The sequence below is a fragment of the Caballeronia sp. GAWG2-1 genome (genome assembly GCF_023631405.1).
Taxonomy (GTDB): Bacteria; Pseudomonadota; Gammaproteobacteria; order Burkholderiales; family Burkholderiaceae; genus Caballeronia.
Genome location: NZ_JALQDD010000032.1, coordinates 65348 through 87152, shown reverse-complemented (window position 1 = coordinate 87152; position 21805 = coordinate 65348). Strand labels below are relative to the sequence as shown.

Annotated in this window: 16 protein-coding genes and 5 pseudogenes; 4 read left to right on the top strand and 17 right to left on the bottom strand. The window is 59.8% G+C overall.

The features are described 5' to 3' along the window. Positions 1–36 precede the first annotated feature (36 nt). From NCR98_RS22700 to NCR98_RS22650, 11 genes are all read right to left on the bottom strand, one after another. Entirely contained in the window at positions 37–1479 is a 1443-nt protein-coding gene (locus NCR98_RS22700; protein ID WP_250527378.1) for an aldehyde dehydrogenase family protein, read from the bottom strand. A gap of 59 nt (positions 1480–1538) precedes the next feature. Next, the gene (locus tag NCR98_RS22695; RefSeq protein ID WP_250527377.1) at positions 1539–2483 is read right to left on the bottom strand and encodes an electron transfer flavoprotein subunit alpha/FixB family protein; all 945 of its coding nucleotides are present in this window, start codon (positions 2481–2483) and stop codon (positions 1539–1541) included. Between the two features lie 13 nt (positions 2484–2496). Next, the gene (locus NCR98_RS22690) at positions 2497–3246 is read right to left on the bottom strand and encodes an electron transfer flavoprotein subunit beta/FixA family protein (protein WP_250527437.1); all 750 of its coding nucleotides are present in this window, start codon (positions 3244–3246) and stop codon (positions 2497–2499) included. Between the two features lie 26 nt (positions 3247–3272). Further along, on the bottom strand, positions 3273–3836 hold the full coding sequence (locus tag NCR98_RS22685; protein ID WP_250527376.1) for a DUF2889 domain-containing protein: 564 nt from the start codon (positions 3834–3836) through the stop codon (positions 3273–3275). 32 nt (positions 3837–3868) lie between these two features. Then, a complete protein-coding gene (locus NCR98_RS22680; protein ID WP_250527375.1) occupies positions 3869–5143 on the bottom strand; it encodes a CaiB/BaiF CoA transferase family protein in 1275 nt (424 codons plus the stop codon). A 64-nt stretch (positions 5144–5207) separates the two neighbouring features. Further along, on the bottom strand, positions 5208–6080 hold the full coding sequence (locus NCR98_RS22675) for an HpcH/HpaI aldolase/citrate lyase family protein (protein WP_250527374.1): 873 nt from the start codon (positions 6078–6080) through the stop codon (positions 5208–5210). A gap of 43 nt (positions 6081–6123) precedes the next feature. Beyond that, positions 6124–7296, bottom strand: a complete 1173-nt coding sequence (locus NCR98_RS22670) for an acyl-CoA dehydrogenase family protein (RefSeq protein WP_250527373.1) — start codon at positions 7294–7296, stop codon at positions 6124–6126. Positions 7297–7372: 76 nt separating this feature from the next. Then, positions 7373–8101 (bottom strand): FadR/GntR family transcriptional regulator, encoded by a 729-nt coding sequence (locus NCR98_RS22665; protein ID WP_250527372.1) that lies wholly within the window; start codon positions 8099–8101, stop codon positions 7373–7375. After that, a complete protein-coding gene (locus tag NCR98_RS22660; protein ID WP_250527371.1) occupies positions 8098–8856 on the bottom strand; it encodes an enoyl-CoA hydratase/isomerase family protein in 759 nt (252 codons plus the stop codon). The genes NCR98_RS22665 and NCR98_RS22660 overlap by 4 nt, the downstream gene beginning before the upstream one ends. A 53-nt stretch (positions 8857–8909) precedes the next feature. Continuing rightward, complete coding sequence (locus tag NCR98_RS22655) at positions 8910–10202, bottom strand: acetyl-CoA hydrolase/transferase family protein (protein WP_250527370.1); 1293 nt, start codon at positions 10200–10202, stop codon at positions 8910–8912. A 190-nt stretch (positions 10203–10392) separates the two neighbouring features. Then, a complete protein-coding gene (locus NCR98_RS22650) occupies positions 10393–11865 on the bottom strand; it encodes an MmgE/PrpD family protein (protein ID WP_250527369.1) in 1473 nt (490 codons plus the stop codon). Positions 11866–12058: 193 nt separating this feature from the next. Between NCR98_RS22650 and NCR98_RS22645 the strand changes: the two genes are divergently transcribed. Then, positions 12059–12817, top strand: coding sequence for a FadR/GntR family transcriptional regulator (locus NCR98_RS22645; protein ID WP_250527368.1), 759 nt, complete (start codon positions 12059–12061; stop codon positions 12815–12817). Positions 12818–12826: 9 nt separating this feature from the next. Here NCR98_RS22645 and NCR98_RS22640 read toward each other — a convergent pair whose 3' ends face one another. Next, a complete protein-coding gene (locus tag NCR98_RS22640) occupies positions 12827–14146 on the bottom strand; it encodes an MFS transporter (protein WP_250527367.1) in 1320 nt (439 codons plus the stop codon). A gap of 712 nt (positions 14147–14858) precedes the next feature. Between NCR98_RS22640 and NCR98_RS22635 the strand changes: the two genes are divergently transcribed. Further along, entirely contained in the window at positions 14859–15080 is a 222-nt protein-coding gene (locus NCR98_RS22635; protein WP_250527366.1) for a hypothetical protein, read from the top strand. Between the two features lie 127 nt (positions 15081–15207). On the opposite strand, the pseudogene NCR98_RS22630 reads toward NCR98_RS22635, so the two are convergent. Then, a pseudogene (locus tag NCR98_RS22630) lies at positions 15208–15596 on the bottom strand (aldehyde dehydrogenase family protein); the annotation flags it as partial. Next, positions 15595–16706: pseudogene (locus NCR98_RS22625) on the bottom strand (aminotransferase class III-fold pyridoxal phosphate-dependent enzyme); the annotation flags it as partial. The pseudogenes NCR98_RS22630 and NCR98_RS22625, both read right to left, overlap by 2 nt. Before the next feature lie 85 nt (positions 16707–16791). Here NCR98_RS22625 and pdxR point away from each other — a divergent pair. Continuing rightward, entirely contained in the window at positions 16792–18297 is a 1506-nt protein-coding gene (gene pdxR / locus NCR98_RS22620) for a MocR-like pyridoxine biosynthesis transcription factor PdxR (protein WP_250527365.1), read from the top strand. A 361-nt stretch (positions 18298–18658) separates the two neighbouring features. Here the strand turns inward: pdxR and NCR98_RS22615 are convergent. Together NCR98_RS22615 and NCR98_RS22610 are read right to left on the bottom strand one after the other, a co-directional pair. Next, a pseudogene (locus NCR98_RS22615) lies at positions 18659–18931 on the bottom strand (IS3 family transposase); the annotation flags it as partial. A 7-nt stretch (positions 18932–18938) separates the two neighbouring features. Next, positions 18939–20315, bottom strand: a pseudogene (locus NCR98_RS22610) (IS30 family transposase). Positions 20316–20379: 64 nt separating this feature from the next. On the opposite strand from NCR98_RS22610, the pseudogene NCR98_RS22605 reads away from it, so the two are divergent. After that, a pseudogene (locus tag NCR98_RS22605) lies at positions 20380–20676 on the top strand (IS3 family transposase); the annotation flags it as partial. 171 nt (positions 20677–20847) lie between these two features. Here the strand turns inward: NCR98_RS22605 and NCR98_RS22600 are convergent. Beyond that, entirely contained in the window at positions 20848–21792 is a 945-nt protein-coding gene (locus NCR98_RS22600; protein WP_250527364.1) for a 2-hydroxyacid dehydrogenase, read from the bottom strand. Between the last annotated feature and the right edge of the window lie 13 nt (positions 21793–21805).

Sequence of the window (21805 nt, the reverse complement as noted above, 5' to 3'; positions counted from 1 at the left end):
TGCTGCTCGCTCGTGTCTCCTGGGCGAGCGCCATACCTAGTTCAGAACGAACAGGCGCTCTTCGGTCATATCCCGGATCGCGTATTTCGGGCCTTCGCGGCCCATGCCGCTGTCTTTGACGCCCCCATAAGGCATCTGGTCGGAGCGCCAGCGCGACGTGCCATTTACGATGACGCCGCCGGTCCGGATCTTCCTGATTGCCGATAGCGCGAGGTCCAGTGAATTGGTGTAGATGCCGCATTGCAGACCGTAGGGGCTGTCGCTGATGGCCTTGAAAATCGGCTCGATCGCGTCGTAGGGCTGGATCGTCATCGCGGGGCCGAAAATCTCCTTGCAGACCACATCCATTGAAGCATTCACGCCGGTGAGGATGGTGCCCGACAGTTGCGCGCCGCGGCGCGGTGCGCCACGCGTGAGATGCGCGCCGGCATCGACTGCGCTAGCAATCATCTTCTCGACGCGGATGGCGGCATTCTCGTCGATCAGCGTGCCGACTTCCGTGGACAGATCCATCGGGTCGCCGAAGCGGACGGTATCCATCTCCTTGCAGACCAGTTCGACGAAGCGCTCGTACACGTGCTTCTGCACGTAGACGTTCTGCACGGACACACAACTCTGGCCGGCGAGCATCACGGAGTTGCGCGCGCACGCTTTCGCCGCGGCTTCCAGATCGGCGTCGCCATGCACGAAGGTCGGGCCGACGCCGCCGAGTTCGAGAGCGACTCGCTTCATGCCGACCGAATCGCGAATCAGCTTGCCGACCGGGATCGAACCCGTAAAGCTTACGAAATCGACCCGTGCGTCACGCACAAGTTGCGGAGCGATCGCATTGCCGTAAAGGGTGTTGACCGAACCGGCCGGTGCGCCTGCGTCGATGAACGCTTGTGCAAACATCGACACGCAAAGCGGAGCCTTCGGCGAGGGCTTCAGAACGATGCTATTGCCGGCGGCGAGTGCCGCGCCGACCTTGTGCGCGGACAGATTCACCGGACCGTTGAAGGGCGTGATACCCGCCACCACGCCCACCGGAAACCGCATGACCATCGCGATTTTTCCGGCGCCGATCGCACTTGCGTCCATCGGCACGTGTTCACCCGAAATGCGCACGGCTTCTTCCGCGCAAAGGCGCAGCGTGTCCGCCGAGCGCTGCGCTTCGGTCATGCAGTCGCGCAGCGCCTTGCCACTTTCCCGCGACATGACGTAGCCAATCTGCTCGCTTCGTGCGGCCAGCAGGTCCGCCGTGCTGCGCAACAACGCCGCGCGTTCGTATCCCGGCATTGCGGCCATCGTCTCTTTCGCGCGGGCTGCGGCGTCGAGCGCGTCGTCGCAATCGCGAGCCGTCGAGACGGGCGCATGTCCCACCACATCGCCACGATACGGGTCGTGAATTGCATCGTAGTGTTCGGCCTCGCGCGTCTTGCCATCAATGTGCGCGGTGATCTTTCCTACCTGAAGCTGACTGCCCGTTTCGAAATCCATGAGTACATTCTCCGTTGGCATTCGTTGAGTGATGTTGCCGATCGTTGCAGCCGATCCGGTCAGGCTGCCAAGCCAGGTTCGCTCACGAGTTCCGGCACGACGGTGAAAAGGTCACCCACCAGACCGTAGTCGGCGACGCTGAAAATCGGCGCTTCCTCGTCCTTGTTGATCGCGACGATCACCTTGCTGTCCTTCATCCCGGCTAGATGCTGGATCGCACCCGAGATGCCGACCGCGATGTACAACTGCGGTGCGACGATCTTGCCGGTCTGTCCGACCTGATAGTCGTTCGGCACGAACCCCGCATCCACTGCCGCACGTGATGCGCCGAGTGCGGCGTTCAGCTTGTCGGCGAGCGGCTCGAGCACCTTCGTGTAGTTCTCGCCGCTGCCCAGACCCCGGCCACCCGAGACGATGATCTTGGCCGACGTCAGTTCCGGACGGTCCAGCTTCGTCACTTCGCGCGAGACGAACTGCGAGATGCCGCTGTCGGCAGCGGCTTCGATCTTCTCGACCGTTGCGCTGCCGCCTTCGGCTGCGACCGCATCGAAACCGGTCGTGCGGACCGTGATGACCTTGATGGGATCTGCCGATTGCACGGTGGCGATTGCGTTACCGGCGTAAATGGGGCGCTCGAACGTGTCGGCGCTGTCCACTGCGGTGATATCGCTGATCTGCGCGACGTCGAGCTTGGCGGCGATACGCGGGGTGATGTTCTTGCCGTACGGCGTCGCGGGCGCGAGGATGTGCGTGTAGTCCTTCGCGATGTTCAGCACAGTTGCTTCGATGTTCTCAGCGAGGCCGGCTTCGAGTTGCGGTGCGTCGGCCAGCAGGACCTTGCTTACGCCTGCGATCTTCGCTGCTGCATCCGCTGCAGCCTGAGCGTTGTGACCCGCGACCAGCACGTGAATATCACCGCCGATTTTCTGCGCGGCGGCGATGGTGTTCAACGTCGCCGGCTTGATCGACGCATTGTCGTGTTCTGCGATTACCAGATTCGTCATTACCCTGTCTCCTTCACAGCACTTTGGCTTCGTTCTTCAGCTTCTCGACCAGCGTCTTCACATCCGGCACCTTCACGCCGGCGGAGCGCTTGGGCGGCTCGGCGACTTTCAGCGTCTTCAGGCGCGGGGTCACGTCGACGCCGAGGTCTTCCGGCTTGAGCGTTTCCAGCGGCTTCTTCTTCGCCTTCATGATGTTCGGCAGCGTGACGTAACGCGGCTCGTTCAGGCGCAGATCGGTGGTGACCACGGCGGGCAGCGTGAGCGACAGCGTTTCGGCACCGCCATCCACTTCCCGCGCGACCGTTGCCTTGCCGTCGGCCACTGTCACCTTCGAGGCGAACGTGGCTTGCGGCAAACCCGCCAGCGCGGCCAGCATCTGACCGGTCTGGTTCGAGTCGTCGTCGATAGCCTGCTTACCGAGGATGATGAGTTGCGGCTGTTCCTTATCGACCAGCGCTTTCAACAGCTTGGCGACTGCCAGCGGCTGCAACTCTTCGGAAGATTCGATCAGGATGGCGCGGTCCGCGCCGATCGCCAGCGCCGTACGCAGGGTTTCCTGCGCTTGCGCCACACCGGCCGACACGGCGATCACTTCCGTCGCCACGCCTGCCTCTTTCAACCGTACTGCTTCTTCAACTGCGATTTCGTCGAACGGGTTCATCGACATTTTTACGTTCGCGATGTCGACGCCCGACCCGTCCGATTTCACCCGGACTTTCACGTTGTAGTCGACCACTCTTTTCACCGGCACCAGGATTTTCAACATGACTTATTCAGGGAGAGAAGGATTTACTCGGAGCGAACCGGCGGGCCGTCGTAAAAGCCCGGCCATTTATGCAGCACCAGTTCGCGGTCGCTGGCATAGGCGAAGCAGCTGTCGATTTTTCTCGGCCGGCCGTCTGCATCGAGCGACTCGGGCGCGAGGCGCCGCACCTCGAACAACGACTGGAACGCGACGGTGGCAAGCGGGCCGAGCAGCTCTTTCAAGTGCGTGCAGCTATCGGCGCCCGAGAGGCGTTCGCGAATCGCCTTCGTCCAGCCCGGTCCGATCTGCATCCCCTTAATGGACTGCAGCGTCGACGCCGCTTCGGGACAAATGGGAAATGGCGCGGCATCCGTCACGGCAACTACGTCGCGCACATGCAGATCTTCATCGACCACGAGGCGAATCGACATCTCGTGCAGCGCCTCGCCTGGTTGGAGCGACTTGCCGCCATCCAGCTCCAGCGTCCGCGAGCGCGTGTCGAGCAGATGTGCCTCGATGTCGTACAGCCCATCCATGCGCCGATAACCGCGCAAATCGATGCGGCGGCAATGAAGCTCTTCGCGCGGCTGCGAATCCGGCAACGGCATGACGCTTATCTCCAGGAGGTGAGACTGGCGGTTCAAACGGAGCGTGCGGGGCTCGCTTCGCGTAACGTCTCGTGCTGACCGATCACTCCTTCCTCTTCCAGCGCGGCGAGTTCCTGCGCCGAGTGACCGAGCCAATCGCCGAATACCGAGTGGTTGCTCGCGCCGAGCGGCAAACTCGGTTCGATCGCCCGTCGCGACACGCCTTCGAAGACGAGTGGCGAATGCGGCAACACGACATTGCCGAGTTCCGGGTGATCGATGTTCTGCAAGCTTCCGCGCGCGTGCATGTTCTCGTCGTGCATGACCTCGTTGAGGTCGCGGACGGGCGCGCACGGTACTTTTTGCGCAAGCATCCGCTGGGCGATTTCGTCTTTGCCGAGCGTCTTCGTCCAGCTCTCGATCAGTTCGTCGACGGCGGCGAAATTCGTCACGCGGCTCGAGCGGGTCAGAAAACGCGGATCGTCCTTGAGATCGCCGCGGCCCATCACATCGAGAATCGCACGGAAGTGATGGTCGCCCGGCGCATTGAGCACCACGTAGCCGTCGACGGTCTGATAGACGTTGTACGGAGAAATGCCGAGCCCGCCATGCCGGTTGCCGGTTCGGGCCGGCGCGGCCGCACCGCGCGCGTGCAGCATGCCGAGATTGGACGCGAGCGACGCGTAGGTGGCGTCCTGCATCGACACTTCGACAACCCGGCCCACACCCGTGCGTTCACGCTCATAAAGCGCGGTCACGATGGCGGCGTACAGGTGAATGCCGGCCATGAAGTCGCAGATGGCCGCGCCGGATTTGACAGGCGGCTGATCGGCGAAACCGGTCGAGTTAATCACACCGCTCATCGCCTGCATTACCAGGTCCATCGCGGGATAGTCGCGGTACGGTCCGGACTTGCCGTATCCCGAACTCGATCCATAAACGAGGCGCGGATTGATCTTGTGCAGTTCTTCCGCGCCGATGCCCAGGCGGTCCATCACGCCGGGCGCGAAGTTCTCGACGAGAATGTCGGCGCGCGCCACCATCTCCTTGAGCAGCGCACGACCTTTCTCGCTCTTCAGGTTCAGCGTGACGGGCTTCTTGTTGGAATTGAGCATCGCGAAGGGCAACGCGGCGCCGCCCATATCGCCGCGGCTGCGCAGATGTTCGCCGGTAAACGGCTCGACCTTGACGACTTCCGCACCGGCCATGGCCATTAGAAAAGTGGCATAGGGTCCGTTATAAACATGCGAAAGATCGATGACCGTGACACCCGATAGCGGATAGCCGCCCACCGTCCGGCGCTCCGCGGAATTATTTTCTGTCGACATCTTGCCTCCTCAATGATCATGTCTTGAGCAGGCCCGTTCAGGCCTGCAGTACTGTTCAGGCCAACTACAACGCTGCGCGTTCCGCGCGTTGCAACACGCGCTGCGCAGCGCGCAGATGCGGACGGTCGAGCATCTTGCCGTCGATCGCGACTGCACCCGCGCCAGGCGAATTTTCGAAGGCCGCGATGACCTGTCTCGCGTATCCGGTATCTTCGCTCGAAGGCGTGAACGCCGCATTGATGACTGGCACCTGGTCCGGATGAATCGCGGCCTTCGACGAAAAGCCATCGCGTACGGCTTCTTCGGACTCGGCGCGCAGCCCGGCCGCATTGCGAAAATCTGTATAGACGGCGTCCACCGCGTCGACGCCCGCAGCCGTCGCACCCAACAGGGTCATGCTACGCGCCAGCGCATACGGCCCGGCGTAGCGCCCGTCGGGAGCGCGACTCGAACGCGCGCCAATATCGGCGGAAAGATCTTCGCCGCCCCACAACATTCCACACAGGCGAGCGTTGCGGGCGTTCGAATACGTCTGCATCTCGAACAACGCCGCCGCCGTCTCCGTCACGATGGGCAGGACCTTGGTCGACCCTTCCGCAATGCCAGCACGTCTTTCGATGGCTAACAGCCACGTGGCCACTGTCGCAACATCCTTCGCGCCATGCGCCTTCGGCAGCATGATGCCGTAGGGCCTGGCTGCAACAGCGACCGCGAGGTCCTCGGCGGTCAATCCCGTGTCGATACCGTTCACCCGCACGAACAGGCGGATGCGATCGCGATGTTCCTGAATGAACTCGGCACATGTTCCTCTCGCGCGGGCCTTATCGGCGTCTGGCACGGAGTCTTCCAGGTCCAGAATCAGTGCATCGGCGCCGCTCACCATCGATTTGGCGAGCTTGCGGGCGTCGTGGGCAGGAACGAAAAGCAGCGAACGCATGGTTATCCTCGTGTGATGTTCCGGATCGGGCGGATGTCGAAGCCTAGAAAGTGCCTAGCCCCAGGAAACCGTCGACCGGGTCGAAGTCGGCGAGCAGTTTTTTGCCGACCAGGTCCTTCAAGGTTTCGGTCGCGCCGCCGCCGAGCGTGCCGTAACGCACGCCGCGATAGAAGCGCGAAACCGGGTACTCGTCGGTAAAACCGTAACCGCCGTGCACCTGCAGCGCTTCGCTCGTCACGCGGATCGCCATTTCATTGACGAACATCTTCGCGATAGCGGCCTCGTGCGGATCGGGAAACGGATTGGCGGTCAGACACGCGCGATAGAGCAGGCTGCGGCCCGCTTCTATGTCGCGATACATTTCGGCAAGCTTCCAGCGGATGCCCTGGAATTCGCCGATCGTCTTGCCAAAAATCTCACGCTCACGCACGTACTTGATGGCTTCTTCAAATGCGCCTTCCGCGAGACCGAGCGATACGCTCGGATTCAGGCAGCGCTGGGTATTGAACGCCGAAAGCAGCTTCTTGAAACCGCCTTCACGCAGAATCACGTTTTCGACCGGCACTTCACAATTTTCGAACTGGATCTCGGCAAGGTTCTCTCCTCCCAAGGTGTGATAGCGCGCGGTGACGTTGAAGCCCGGCGTGTTGCGATTGACCAGCACGCAACCGATGCCTTCGCGACCCGGCAGACCGTCGATCCGCGTGAACACCACGAACCACTCTGCCTCGTCCGCGCGGCTGATCAGCGTTTTCGTGCCCTTGACGATCGCACGGTCGCCCCTGATGGTGGTATTGGTTCGATAGTTCGGCACGTCGGTGCCCGCATGCGGTTCCGTCATGCACACCGCCAGCATTGCGTCACCCGTGCAAACCTTTGGGAGGATGTCGCGTTTCATGTGCTCCGGCGCATAGGTGGAAATGACACGCACCTGAACGCCCACTTCACCCATCAACGCCATCGACGTGGCATAGCAAACTTTCGACACTTCCTCGAGCACGAGGGCGGTATCGAACACCGGCAGATTCGAGCCGCCGTATTCTTCTGGAATCGACATGCCGAGCACACCGATTTCGGCAAGGTCACGGAGGTTTTCCCATGGGAAGGTCCCATCGAGCCACTTCGTTGCGCGATCGCGGAAGCGGTCCCGCGCGAGTTCACGAACGGTGCCGACCAGTGCGCGTTGTTCCGGCGAGAGCTGAAGTCTGTTGCTCATTATGTCTGTCCTCTGGTTTGATGACCGCGCTGCCGCACGGTGCTGCTTCTGATATCTGCTTTCGATGCAATTCGACCTATACCTGCGTCACGGCCTTCTGCTGCTGGTAGTGGTCCCTGACGAGATGTTCCAGTTCGCCCACGTGATCGGCCATTGCCGCGGACGCAGCCGCCGGGTCCCGGTTCAGGCACGCGAACAGAATCTCCTCGTGCGCGGCGATTACATGTTCCCGATTACCTGCCGTGTAACGAACGCCATGCTGCTCGCCGTGCGCGAGCAGACTCATCGTTCCCCAGAACGTCTCCAGCACGGAATCTCCGCTGGCACCGGCTACGATGCCGTGAAAGACGCGGTTTTCCGCGACGAACGCTTCCTGCGATTCACAGCCCGTTTTCATCCGTTCAATCGACTGCCTCATTGCATCGAAATCTTCTTCGTTGCCGAGCATGGCGGCATGCGCGGCCAATGCCGGCTCGATCACTTCTCGTGCGCGCACTACAGCTGAAAACGGCACGCCGTTGAACCTGAAATAGATCGACAGACTTCGCGCGAGCATTTCGAGCGTGGGTCGCCGGATCACGAGTCCACCTCCGGGTCCTGGCCGCTGACCGAGGACACCCTGCGACTCGAGAATGCGGATGCTTTCGCGCAGTGTCGGTCGACTGACGTCGAACCGCTCAAGCAACTCCGCCTCCGTCGCAAAGGTCTGGCCGGGCTCGATCTGCAGCTCGGAAATCTCTGCGAGAAGTTCCATCGCGATGATCTGCGATTTCCCAAGCCACGAGCAGGAATTGCGGACACTCATTGCGCCGTCTCGGTGAAACGCGGTTCGCGGCGTTCTTCGAACGCTGCGAGACCTTCCGCATAATCGGCCGAACCCAGCACGGCCGGCAGCGCTTCGCGCTCGAGCTTCAGCCCGTTTTCAAGCGATACGTCCAGCCCGCGGTACACGAGCCGTTTGATCTCGGCGAGCGCGCGCCCGGAACGCGAGGATATGAGCGCCGCCATTTCGCGCGCCCGCTCGTCGAGCTGGTCCGCCGCGACGATCTCATTGACCAGGCCGATCTCGAGCGCGTACTCGCTCGTCACGGGTTCGCCGCTCAGCATCATTTGCAACGCGCGGGCGGAACCAATCAGGCGCGGGAGGCGCTGCGTTCCGCCTGCGCCAGGAAATGCGCCCACCCGGCTTTCCGTCAGACCCAGTGTGAGCGCCGGTGCCGTCAGGCGCATATCGCAGGCAAGCGCCAGTTCGAGGCCGCCGCCCAGCGCCAGGCCGTTCAATACCGCGATGCTGACAAAGCTCGCGTCGGCAATCTCCTCCAGCGCCGCTCTGATGCCGGCGTTGTGTGCAAGACGCTGCTCGAGATTCATGCCTTTGCGCTCCTTGAGATCGGCACCCGCGCAGAATGCGCGGCCGCTCCCGCGAAACAGCACCACTTTGGCGTGACGCCGGCGCGCTTGGGCTATCGCTTCTCTCAACGCGTCGACGGTGGCCACGCCCAGCGCATTCATGCGTTCAGGGCATTCGAAACGGATCTGAAACACGGCATCGCCGATCACATCGAGAAAGAGATCCTGGCTCATAAGTATCCTTGTCGCTTTGTTAATTAGATTCAGGCGGCCGCTTTCTTCGACACCCGGCTCAACTCGCTTTTTGCGCCATGCATGGCGCGCATCAGACTGTCCCGGTGATCGGGATGCGCAATAGCCAGCAGCCGGATGGCACGCTCGCGCAGTGCGCATCCGCTCAGATGGGCAACGCCGAATTCCGTAACGACGATATCGATGTCGCTGCGTGCAGTGGTGACCGGCCGGTTGAGCAGCGACGCCGAGATGCGTGACTGCCGGCCGTCGGCAGTGGTCGAGGGCACGGCGATGATCGAATGACCACCCGCCGACGCCACGCCCGCCCGAACGAAATCGATCTGCCCGCCGACTGCGCCAAGATAACGGTCGCCGGCGAGTTCCGAGTTCACCTGACCTGTCAGATCGATTTCGATCGCCGAGTTGATCGTGTAGAAGTTCGGCATTGCCGCGGTCACTGCCAGGTTGTGCGTGTATTCGACGCTGCGCATGTCGATCAACCCCGACGACTGAGCAAAGTCGCGCAGGCGCCGTGTGCCGAACAGCCCGCCGGTCACCGTCTTGCCTGCGTCGCGGCCTTTGAAAGCGTTGGTCACGACACCGCGTTCGACCAGATCGACCAGCGCATCGGACACCACACCGCTATGAACCCCCAACTCGCGATGCGCGTGCAACGCGAACGCAACGGCGGTCGGCAACGTGCCTACGCCGAGTTGTACCGTCGCCCGGTCCGGTATGAGCGAAACGACCTGACGAGCGACTTCGAGTTCGACTGCGGTCGGTTGAGGATCCGGCATATCGACGATGCGTCCATCGCTTTCAACCAGCAGATCGATATCCTCCGCTTGCACCATCGCATCGCCCGAGGTCAGCGGCAGAGCCGGGTTGACGAGCGCGATGACCAGCCTCGCGGTGCGGATCATTGCCTGAGTGAAGTCCGAGATGACGCCGAGCGTGAAGTTGCCGTCGGGCAGCGGCCGCACCGCAATGAGCGCGACATCGACGCGTACCTTGCCGTGGCGCAGCAAGCCTGGAACGGCGCTGACATGACAGGGAATGATGTCCGCAAGCGCGGTGACCCGACGATTCGTGCCGGCGCCGTTGAACGCGCGCAAAATGAAATGCTCCGCGAGTTCAGGCCGCAACGTCGCCGACGATGTCAACCCGAACAGCAAGGTCGGCATCTGCAACTCGTCCCCCTGTGCCACCAGGACTTCCGTAAGCGCAAGCGGCTCGCCGGGTCCCTGAGGCCAGGCGATCACGTCTTGCGGCTTCAGGTATTCAGCGAAGCGCAGCTGCGCGAGTGAAATTGTTTGGCTCATTGCTGGACTCGTGGATGTTGTGACTGTCTCGCGAAGCTTCAGGAAGCTGCGCACTACGAATAGTTAAGCGCTTCGTTTAATTTACTTCGTTTAATTCATTTAGATGATTTAATTTTAGCGTGATGAGTGTTCGTGTCAAGAGCGGGCATGGCGGGGTTTACTCGGTTATCGAGTGCTCGTTTCGTTCGCTTCAGCGCAGCGGCGATAAAACACGCACCAGTTCGCGGGCGTCTTCCAGAACCGGAAGCGAATCGACGACGGCACGCAGTCGAGTCGCGGCGTCGTCGGCGAAGCGGATCGCGGACGCCTTGAAACAATCCTCGGCCTTGGCGTCGAAATCGCGTGGCAACATGGGTCGTCGAGGATTGCCCAATGGAATGTCGACCTGACGTTTGAATGTCCTGCCATCGACGGTTTCGACCGTCACCGCTGCTGGAGAAACGTTGCGACTCCACTTGCGCTCAATCTCTCCGTCGATGCAGGGCTCGACGCGCTGGGCCAGGTCGAGGATCTCTTTACGTCTGATCGCGCTTTCGCTGAAATGACCCAGCCCGATATAGCCATCGGTCATGGCCGCAGCCACGGTGAACGGAATACTGAACTGCGCATGGACGATGGTGGCGGGTGCTCGACGCACGGGTTTCGGCGTGCAGACCGCTTCATACGCTTGCCGGGTCACGCCGACCCTGATTGAGCGGATGTTTTCCGGCGAAATCTCGTGTGTCTTCTTCAGATCGAGCGCCGCGTCGATCGCCGTGTGATTGAAGCGACAGCATGGGTAAGGCTTGTAGCTCAACTGCATGAACTCATAGCTTTCTCCGAGACCGTCGCGCAGCTTGGCCGGATCACAACTGTCGCGCAGATAAACTCTCAGGAACCCATCGATCCCCTCGAACGTTGCCTGCGTCCCTCTCACGCCACGCTGCGCCAGTTGCACCGAGATGAGTGCGGACTGTGCTGCGAAACCCGGCTGCATCCGTTTGGTCAGCGCGCCGTCCCGCGTCACCTGATGATTGCCCGCGACCTGCGAGTAGATAATTCCCAACGCATTGATCATCTCGGTTTCGGTGAGTCGCATGACGCGCCCGGCGGCGACCGTTGCAGCAAAATGCCCGAACAGCGGCGTGTACATATACCCGCTTTCAATTATCCCGATGCTCGTGGCCACTCCTAACCGGCAGATGGTCTCCAGCCCCGCGGCCACACCGGCAATCAGGTCGGCGCCCGAGGCGCCGAATTTCCATTCAAGTGCGGCGAGCGCTGCCGGCACCACCGAGACACCCGCATGCAGCACCGCACTGTCGTGTGTATCGTCGTAGTCGCGGGCGTGACACATGGCCCCGTTCACCCACGCCGCGTGATGCGCCGGGACTTTGTCACTGAAGACCAGAATGGTCGCCTGTGGCGCGCCGCCCCATTCGCCGACAAGTTCGCGCATGTCGCCTACGCCCCGGGCGCCCGATCCCGCAACGGCACATATGAGCGTGTCGAACAGGTTCGCGCTTGCCGCGGCGATGACATCGGCTGGTAACCGGTCGATCGTCAGTCCGCATGCGAACTTCGCCAGATCCGACGCGAAGTCGTCGTCGGCACTGGTTGCGCGCCGGCGCTGCTGCGTTTGTCCCGTCTGTTCCGGCGTCTTCTCACTCCACGCTGCATCCATGTCGACTCCTGTTGTTTGTTTCAGAGGACTTTGCCATTCCCGCGCTTCCACAGAGCACATGCTTGACATCAGATGAATTTCCGAATTAGGATCGAAAAACGATTTAAATAATTTATCGTCGCTATACTCGTGACTTCGCACCTCCGTGTTCCCTCGACAAATTCCCGCGTCTGCACGCGATGGAGACTCCCTGATGAATTCCCGAGCACCCAGCGGTTATCTGGGCAAATCCCAAATGGTTGCTCAGCAGCTTCTGGCGCAAATCGCCGAGTCCGATCTCGAACCGGGCCAGACGTTTGCAACGGAAGCCGAGTTGCTGCAGCGGTTCGACGTCAGCAGACCGACACTGCGTGAAAGCGTGCGTATTCTCGAAGCGCAAGGCGTTCTCGAACAACGCCCGGGGCCAGGCGGCGGTCTTGTCATTCGCCGGCCCAGTCTCGATATGCTGGCGGAGTACCTGTCGATCTATCTGCGCTTTAACGGCGTGCCCTTTCTTGCCGTATTGAAAGCACGCGAAGTGATCGAGCCGGCGCTGTCGGCGGAAGCTGCCCAGCATGGCACCGAGGAAGACTTCAACGAGATGCGCGCGTCGATCGATCGCATGAAGACAACGTGTAAGGAACAAGTCGATTTCGTCGACGAAAACCGCACGTTTCATAGCATCGTGGCGCGTGCGAGCGGCAATGCCGTTCTGGAAACGTTCTGGGGGACGATTGGTTTGCTGGCGCACGGCGAACATCAGGGATTGCGCTATACGTTCGGCAACTGGAAGCATGTGATTGCCGCTCATCAGCGCATTCTCGACGCATGTTGCCGGCGCGATCCCGCCGATGCGGCTACCGCCATGGCGGAACACGTCGGGGCACTCGAACACCTGGTACGCGACCACTACAAGCACCTTTTGAAAAAACCGACCAGCGTGCGCGACCGGCGTGGCGGCAGCAGTCGCTAACGCCTCGTTTCAGTCGACCAGCGGCTTGTGTGCCGTCTCCTTGAGCGTCACGACCACCGAGAGGGACACCAGCGCGGTCGCTATAACAAAGAAGCTCGGCGACAATTCGGACCCTGTCAGTTTGATCAGCAGTTCGGAGATGACCGAGGCGAAACCGCCGAAGATCGTCACCGAGAGCCCATAGCCGATCGACACGCCGGTCGTGCGCAAGCGGGTCGGAAACATCTCCGCCATTGCCGCCGTGCAACTGCCGGCGATCAATCCAATGAGCGCATTGCAGAAGAGGATGGCGAGCAGCACGGTGAGCACCGAGGTGCTATGCAGGAACAGCAGAAAAAGTGGGTACGAGAAGAAGACAAAGCCGATAGCACCCGCGAGCAGCGGCGGCTTTCTGCCTATTGCGTCTGAAAGAAGGCCGGCAGCGAGAATGCATATCACCATCATCACGAAGCCGGCGGTGGTGATCCACAATGCGTCGGCGCCGCGGATATGTCCGTGCAACGTGAGAAACGCGGGGACGTAGACCATGTACACGTAGTAAGAAACAAACCAGACGCTTGAAAACGCAATGGCTTTCAGGCATTGGCGCCACGCGGGATCAACCCGGTTCGCCTCGCTCGCGATCTCACCGTCGTGCACCGCCGTCACATACCGCGGCGTCTCCTCGACTTTCGAACGCAGGTAATAACCGATTGGCGCAATGACCAACCCGCCGAATAGAAAAGGAATCCGCCATCCCCAGGCTTCGAGCGAAGCATAGTCGAGTGTCGTCGACAGGATGGCAGCAAGTCCGGAGCCGACAAGCGTGCCGCTGACCGCGGTGGCATGTGCAAAACTGCTGTAGAAACCGCGTCGTTGCGGCGGCGCCCATTCGACGAGATAGGCCACCGCATTGCCCGCCTCGCCGCCTGTCGAGAACCCCTGTATCAAACGGCACAGTACGAGAAGCAAAGGCGCAGCGAGGCCTATCGCTGAATAGGTTGGCAACAGGCCAATGGCAACCGTGGCTGCGCCCATCATCGGCAATGCGACGAGCAGGGCGAATTTGCGCCCTTTCAGATCGCCCAGCCTTCCGAAGAAGATTGCTCCGAGCGGCCGGGATACGAAGCCGATTCCAAATACTGCGAAGGAGGCGATCAACGCCGTTGCGTGATCGGTCGGCGAAAAAAATTGATGTGAGATCACCGTAGCGAAGTAGGCATAGCACGCGAAGTCGAAGAACTCGAGCGAACTGCCGACGACCGTACACAGAACTGCTTTTTTTCGCTTGATTGCGTGAGCATCGTCGGCGGACGTTGCGCCGGCCGCTCCCAGAACGTGTGAAACCATTGCTGTCTCCTGAGCATTTTCGACCCAGCGGGACCTTCTTATGGTGTCCTTGCCGCCAACCTACGGCATCCGCCCGAAATCATCTAAATGGTATATAGAGAAGCTTATGCGGACGGCGACGCACGTGTCAACACTCACTGCCCCGCTCTCGGGTAAACACCAGAACCCAACCGGGTGCGAAGGAAGCGACGGCTGACCTGCTCATCAGTCATTCAAGAACTTGTGACGTATCGAATGACGCATACCGCTCCGATGATTATTGAAGAGTTCCTGAGATTGCCGATTGCGGCCACAGCGTCCGGACCGGTCGACTAAATACCCCGACGCTTTCTGATAGGCACCTTCGAGGAAGATAGCTGTGCGCTTCGAACGGAGTTAATCCACCATCAGACTTACCTGGTTGAAGTGTTGATGGCTACCGTTGCGCCGGCAGAGGTTTGCACGCCCTTGCCCTGCGTGCACACATACGCCGCGCTAAAACGACGCCGGACCGCACATGTATGCGAGCGTCCATAATCGTTATCCAAGTCGAAATGCAAATCCCGTGTTCGTTCAACAGGGTTCCAATTTTGGCCAGATGTACTGGTAGTGGCATAGTCAGTTGCAGAGCTCCGTTCCCCACTGGCTTGTCTTGCCATTCTTGTTTCTGTGATGCAGAAAGACGAGGACGCCGCAGCGATAAATTGCCCCAATTGATTTCGAAACCGCGCACGTGAGCAATCTCTCCACCATCCGCAAGCAGATCGAGACGTCGCATTCGCAGATGAGTGGCGTATTCCGGAAGCTGACCAACGTTGGCGCTGATCGAAGGGAACTATGCTACCTCGTCGCCTATGTCGGCAAGTCTTTGGTCACCGGCGTCAAGGAAGCGTTATCGACGGCGCAAAAAGCTTGGCATGTACTGGAAGAATGCTGGATGGATAGCGCTGCCTGACTTCGACCTGTATGTAAACGCCGGTCACGCTGACGGGACCTCATATGCCAAGTGAGAAGCAAATGTCAGGGAGGTTCGACCCTCAAAACGGTGTGGGCTTAAGAGCAGGGCGGCCGATCTTGAAGGATCAAGCTACTATGCAGAGATACTTGATGACGACGTAGTCATTGATACCGTATTGCGAGTCTTCGCGTCCTAGCCTCGAATGCTAGACGCCATCGAACGGCGCGACTTCATTCGAGATTAGTCCGGTTTCGATGCCGACCATACCGTACTTCAGCGTTTCGGTCACGCGCCCGACGCTGCCGATATGCGCCTGCAGAATTACGCAGCGAGGCCGAACTCGGTGTTTTTGGCGAACGGCAAAACCTCGCCGTCGGATGAGAACTTGAAGGGCGACGCGAGCGACCCGAAGCTTTCCTCCTTCGCCACTATAATGTCCGGCGTGACACTCGTCAGCACGGTCGGCTCGAAGAAGCCGTAACCGAGCGCATGACGCTTGCCCCCCAAGGCGAGAGACCATCGCGCTGGGTACGCGCACCTCGGCGATCTGCAGCACGTCGCCCTTCAGCGCTCAATTTTCTCCTTGAGCCTGCCGCCGAGCGCAACAGCGCCGTCGCAAAGCTCTTCATCGTAATGATGTTGAGCACCGCATGCGCTGCGGCCAGCGCGAGTGGATTGCCCGCATATGTGCCGCCGAGCCCGCCAGGCGAGGCCGCATCCATCATCTCCGCGCGGCCGACCACGCCCGACTGAGACATTCCGCCCGCCAGCGACTTCGCGATCGTCATCAGATCCGGCACGACGTCGTAGTATTCCATCGCGAAAAGGTTGCCGGTATGCGCAAAGCCGTTCTGTACTTCATCGGCGATGAGAAGAATGCTGTGCTCGTCGCATATCCGGCGCAGGCCGCGCACTAGATCGGCAGGCGTGGGAACAAAGCCGCCTTCGCCCTGCACAGGTTCGAAAATAACTGCGCCGACGCGCTTCGTTTCGAAATCGGCCTTGAACAGGTGCTCGATTGCGCGCAGCGAATTGGCCAGCGACACGCCATGCAACGCATGCGGAAACGGCCCGTGAAAGACGTCCGACAGGAACGGCCCGAAGCCAATCTTAAACGACGCGACCTTCCCGGTCAGCGCCATGCCCAGCAGCGTGCGGCCGTCAAAGCCGCCCGTGAACGCGATCACGCCCGGACGGCCCGCCGCCGCGCGCGCGATCTTCACCGCGTTCTCGACGGCTTCAGCGCCAGTCGTGGAAAACGCAGTCTTCTTCGCGTGCAAGCCCGGCGAGCGTGCGCTGATCCGCGAGCGGCACATACGATTCGTACCGCACGATTTGATAGGCGGTGTGAGTGTAACAATCGAGCTGCGCGCGAATCGCCTCGACGACCTTCGGATGACGATGCCCCGTGTTGCATACCGCAATGCCCGCTGCAAAGTCGATAAAGCGGCGTCCCTCGACATCCCACAATTCCGCGTTTTCGGCGCGCGCGGCGTAGAAATCGCCCATCACGCCTACACCGCTCGGGGTCGCGGCGTTCTTGCGGGCTTGCAGGTCGGCGTTTTTAGTGTGGTAAGCACGGGAACCCCCTTCGCGCGGAGCGCATGTCGATGGTGGCCGCATCGGCCGATTTAATTAGAGATGACTATAATGAGTTTTGGCTCCTAGCATTAGAGCCATTTCAATTAATCTACAGGAGCCAGTTGGGATGTCGAACCGCGCAAGCTTGCTTTCCGATTGGTTGGCACAGCGTATCGATCGCAGCAACGGCCAGCCGATCTACCAGCAATTGCACCGGCTCCTGCAGCAGGCAATCCTCACGCGCGAGCTTGCCGCTGGCGCGAAAGTACCGTCGTCGCGGCTGCTCGCAGCCGAGTTAGGCATCGGGCGCAATACGGTGACGCATGTCTATGAGCAGCTCGCGCTTGAGGGTTACATGTTGTCGGCGACCGGAAGCGGCACGTTCGTTGCGCATAGCGCGCCCCACGAGTTTCTCTTCGACGACGCACCGCCCGCCGCCATCGCGTCATGCGGCACGGCTTCGGCGCTTTCGATGCGCGGCGCGCGGCTAATCGCGGGCGCGGGCGTCTCCAGAAGGCAGGGCGGCGCTTTTATGCCGGGCGTGCCGGACGTCTCGCGGTTTCCATCGCATGTATGGAGCCGCCTGCACGCAAAATACTGGCGCGGCCCACTACCTGATCTATTGACCTACGCCCCCGGCGGCGGCCACGCGAGATTGCGTGACGCGCTCGCACATTACCTGCGCACCTCACGCTCGGTGCGGTGTGCGCCAGAGCAGATCATCGTGACGACTGGCATCCATCAGTCGATCGACCTCGCCGCTCGCCTGCTCGCGGATCCCGGCGACACGATCTGGACCGAGGACCCATGTTACTGGGGCGTGCGCAGCGTGCTGCAAGTGTCCGGCCTTGATTTGAAGGCGATTCCCGTCGATGCGGAAGGCATCGCGCCGACGCCCGCAGATTTTGCCTCGCCCCCGAAGTTGATGCTCGTGACACCGTCGCATCAATATCCGCTTGGCATGGTGATGAGTCTTGCGCGTCGCCGCATGCTGCTTGAATACGCGCGCCAGCATCGCTGCTGGATCATCGAGGACGATTACGACAGCGAATTTCGCTACGGCAGCCGGCCGCTTGCATCACTACAAGGCATGGATTCGAATGGGCAGGTGATCTATGTCGGCAGTTTCGGTAAAACGTTATTTCCGGGGCTGCGCATCGGCTACGTGGTCGTGCCGGAAGCGCTGGCGGAGAACTTTGCTATGGCGAGCGCCGAGCTTTATCGCGAAGGACAGCTGTTGCAGCAGGCTGTACTCGCGGAATTCATCGAACAAGGGCATTTCACCACGCACATTCGACGCATGCGCACACTTTATTGTCAGCGCCGCGACGTGATGCTTGAGACCATTGTCCGCCGTTATGGAGACGCGCTCGCGACCGCAGGAGCCGACGCCGGCCTGCATCTCGTGCTCAAGTTGCCCAAACACGTCGACGATCGCGCGCTCGCCATCGCAGCGCTCGCCGAGGGCATCGTGGTGCGACCGTTATCCGGCTATTACGCGCATCTGTCAGACGCGGAGTCCGGATTGCTCATTGGCTATGCGTGCGTGCATGACAATGATATCGCTCCAGCATTCGACAGACTAGCTCAAGTCATCGACCGTTTCGTGAACCCTGCCACACATGACCTCTGAAATTCCATCACTGTTTGGATCGGCATTAATGGCAATGTTTGCGATTACACCGATGCGTAGCGCCTGACAAGACCGAGACTCTAATCACAGGTGTTCCGGTCGACTAGGGTATAAATTTTTTAGTACCATTGGCAATGGACGAATCCCTCGACTTGCCAGCCGCACGCTGCAGAGTCGACTCAAGAATTCGCACAAAATGTGACGGAGGTATAGTTCGAAATGTCCGGCCGAACTTCTCAGAGGGCACCCTTTTCCTTCAATCGTAAGCGTGTCTTAATTACCGTGTAGATAGCCTCATTAATTGGCGAATTTGGTGTCCACCAATAAATGAACTGACCCCGAAGGTTGGACGGTGTGACAGCTATGCTGCTGCGAGCTGAGACCGGTATGCGACGGGGCTCACGCCTCCTAGCTTCATCTTGATACGTTCGTGATTGTAGTAGTGAATGTAGTTTTTCAGTCCGGCGTGGAGTTCATCAACGTCTCGAAACTTGTTTAGGTGGAAGAATTCTGACTTTGGTGTGCCAAAGAAGCTTTCCATCGCCGCGTTGTCGAGGCAATTGCCCCGGCGCAACATGCTTTGTTTGACAGAATGCTTGTCCAAACCCTTCCGATAGACCGGCATTCGATATTGGGCGGATTCAACCGGTCCTAGCAACACTAGAATGTTGAACGGATTTTAGGTAGGAGTCCAGAGTCTCCGCAGGCGTGTCCCAGCCGAGAGTTTTCCGGGGCCTCGCGTTCAACGTGTTAGCAACTGCCTGAAGCTCTTGAACACTCCATCTGGACAGGTCCGTGCCCTTTGGAAAGTACTGTCTTAGCAGGCCATTGGTGTTTTCGTTCGTACCGCGCTGCCATGGGGCTGTGCGGGTCGGCGAAGAAGACCTCTACGCCCGACTCAATAGTGAAGCGGGCGTGATCGGACAGTTCTTTGCCACGATCCCATGTCAACGACCGCCACAACTGGGCAGGTAAGTCCGCCACAGTCTTCTTGAGTGCGTTGGCCATCGTGACAGCTCCATAGCCGGCGAGCGCAGGCCCGTTATTCGTGCGCAGAATCACACCATAGCCTTCTCGCGAGGTAAGTGTATGAGCATCGTAAAGCGACTCGATCTTTCCACCAACGTTCCAATGGCTGATCGATTCAAGCCAATAATCAGGTCGCCCTCCCAATGGCCCGGCACAGCAAGATCTTGCGCCTCTGCAGGCCGGCTAGAAATTATCACCTCCTCGCTAACGTGCGCCCATGCCTTGGCACGCGCTCTCGCCCGGGGAACGCGCAAGGCACGCCCGGTGCGAAGACAACCCACCAACTCGCGTTTGAGCGCGCCACGCCCTTAAATATAAAGGGCTTGATAAATGGCTTCGTGAGAGATGCGCATTGATTCGTCATCCGGGAAATCGGTCTTCAATCGATTGGCAATTTGCTCAGGTGACCAGCCGTTGACCCACTTTCGGTCACCGCGATGTGGTTTATTGCGCCCCTTGAAGGGCGCCTGCTTAGGACCTGCAATAGCATGGCCATGCGCGTCACGCACCTCGCCCTCCAAACGCTCCCTTACATATTGGAGCAGCCGCGCATTACTCGCGAGCTTCGCCGGCTTTGGTCGTTTGGCGAACCGTTCCGCCTTCCACTGCGCGACCGAAGCACGATACTCGAGGTACCCACCGCGGGTCGCCGCATTGCGGGTAAGCTCTCTTGAAACGGTTGATGGACTGCGTCCGATGCGGCGGGCGATCTCGCGTACACCGACGTTTTGGATAGAGAGCAATGCTATCTATTCTCGCTCAGCGAACGACAAGTATCGACCAGCGATAGGTTTCGACATGAATAGTGGCATACCGCCACAATAGCGGAACCAGCGACCGCCTACTGCCTGAGACACCCCGACCGCCTCCGCGGCTTTCTCGCTTGTAATGCCAGTTCCGATCTGTAGGCAAAAGCGAAGCTCGGCCTCATTTCTAAGCGACGGTGCACCCGGTGAGTACATCGCTGCCCGCCCTGTCAACTGATACATACGCTTTGCACTCTGAACCATGGCAACACCTCCTCAGTTTAAGGTGTTGCGAGGACCGGTTGAATCCGCCCAATATGCAAGTCGGGCGTAGCGAAAACTGGCCGCTGACTTCAAGATGAATGTTTCGATGAGCCGTGGCGCTAACGCATGGGACAACACGCCAATGGAAAGCTTCTTCAAAACCCTGAAAGTCGAACGAATCTATCAAGTTCGCTACGAAACGCGCGCTCAGGCTCGTCTGGATATCGTCGACTAGATCGAGGGCTACTACAATCGACAATGCCTGCACACCACTATCGATTTCTCTACTCCCGTCGATTACGAGGCTAGGATGATCGCAGCAATAATTTGTCATACGTAGAAACAAGGCAGGATCACTTCATCACGACCGTTCTCTCGGCAGCGGTGAATGGAGATAATTTGGTTCCCAGCAAATTTTTGCGGGAACTATCGTGGCCGAGATTGTGGATGGCAAGAACGAAGGATCAGGAAAAGTTGAGGTCTCGGATAACTCGGGGCGCTTTACCTCGACTCAATAGCCAGCGACACGGTCGAAAGCATAAGGCAGTGCATTGCCCTGGCGAAAAGCCTGGATTGCTTGTGCCGCGTGCCCGGCACGCGCACGAAGCGAGAGAAAAGAAGCCACGTGGGGGGTGACTAGAACACGTGGATGCTGCCATAGCGGATGATCTGACGCTAGCGGCTCGTTTTTAAATACGTCAAGCACGGCACCGCTTAAATGACCGCTATCGATTTTTTCCACCAACGCATCGAGGTCCAGATGGGTGCCGCGGCCAACATTGATGACGGAGGCACCACGTGCCAACTGTGAGAGTGCCTTTGCGCCGATTATCCCGGCAGTCTCGTGAGTCTCGGGCAACAAATTGATCAGGATATCCGTCTTCGCGAGAAAGTTTGGAAGCTCCTCCATACCGGCATACGTGGCCACTCCCGCAAGCGTCTTTTGCGATCGTGCCCAGCCCGACACACGAAAACCGATTGCGCCGAGCCGCAGCGCAACATATCCGCCCAGATGTCCCAAGCCCATCACGCCGGCCGATACCTCGCTGGACACTCGGCCTGTGAGTTCCGTCGCCCAGTGGCGCGAACGCTGCGCTTCGATCAGTTCCGGCAATTGCCGCACCAATCCAAGTGCGGCCATCGAAACGAAATCAGCCATTCTCTCAGCGGTTTCCTGGGTGACCATGCGTGCAATCGGGATGTTCTTCGGAAGCTGCGGGTCGGCGAGAATATGCCCGACTCCCGCAGCGTCGCTCAAGATCAGGCGCAAGCGCGGGTAACGGCTGAGTTGCCCTGGCTCCGGCTGCCAGACAAGCACGTAAGCCACTCGTTCCCGATTGACGAATTGATCCGCCCAGTCGTACACGTCGATATCGGGAAGCAGTTCCTTGAAGACTTTCTGCCACACGGTCAAACCCGCGCCGCTGTCCGTCTTTACCAACAGGATTTCCCGCATGCCAGATTGCTCC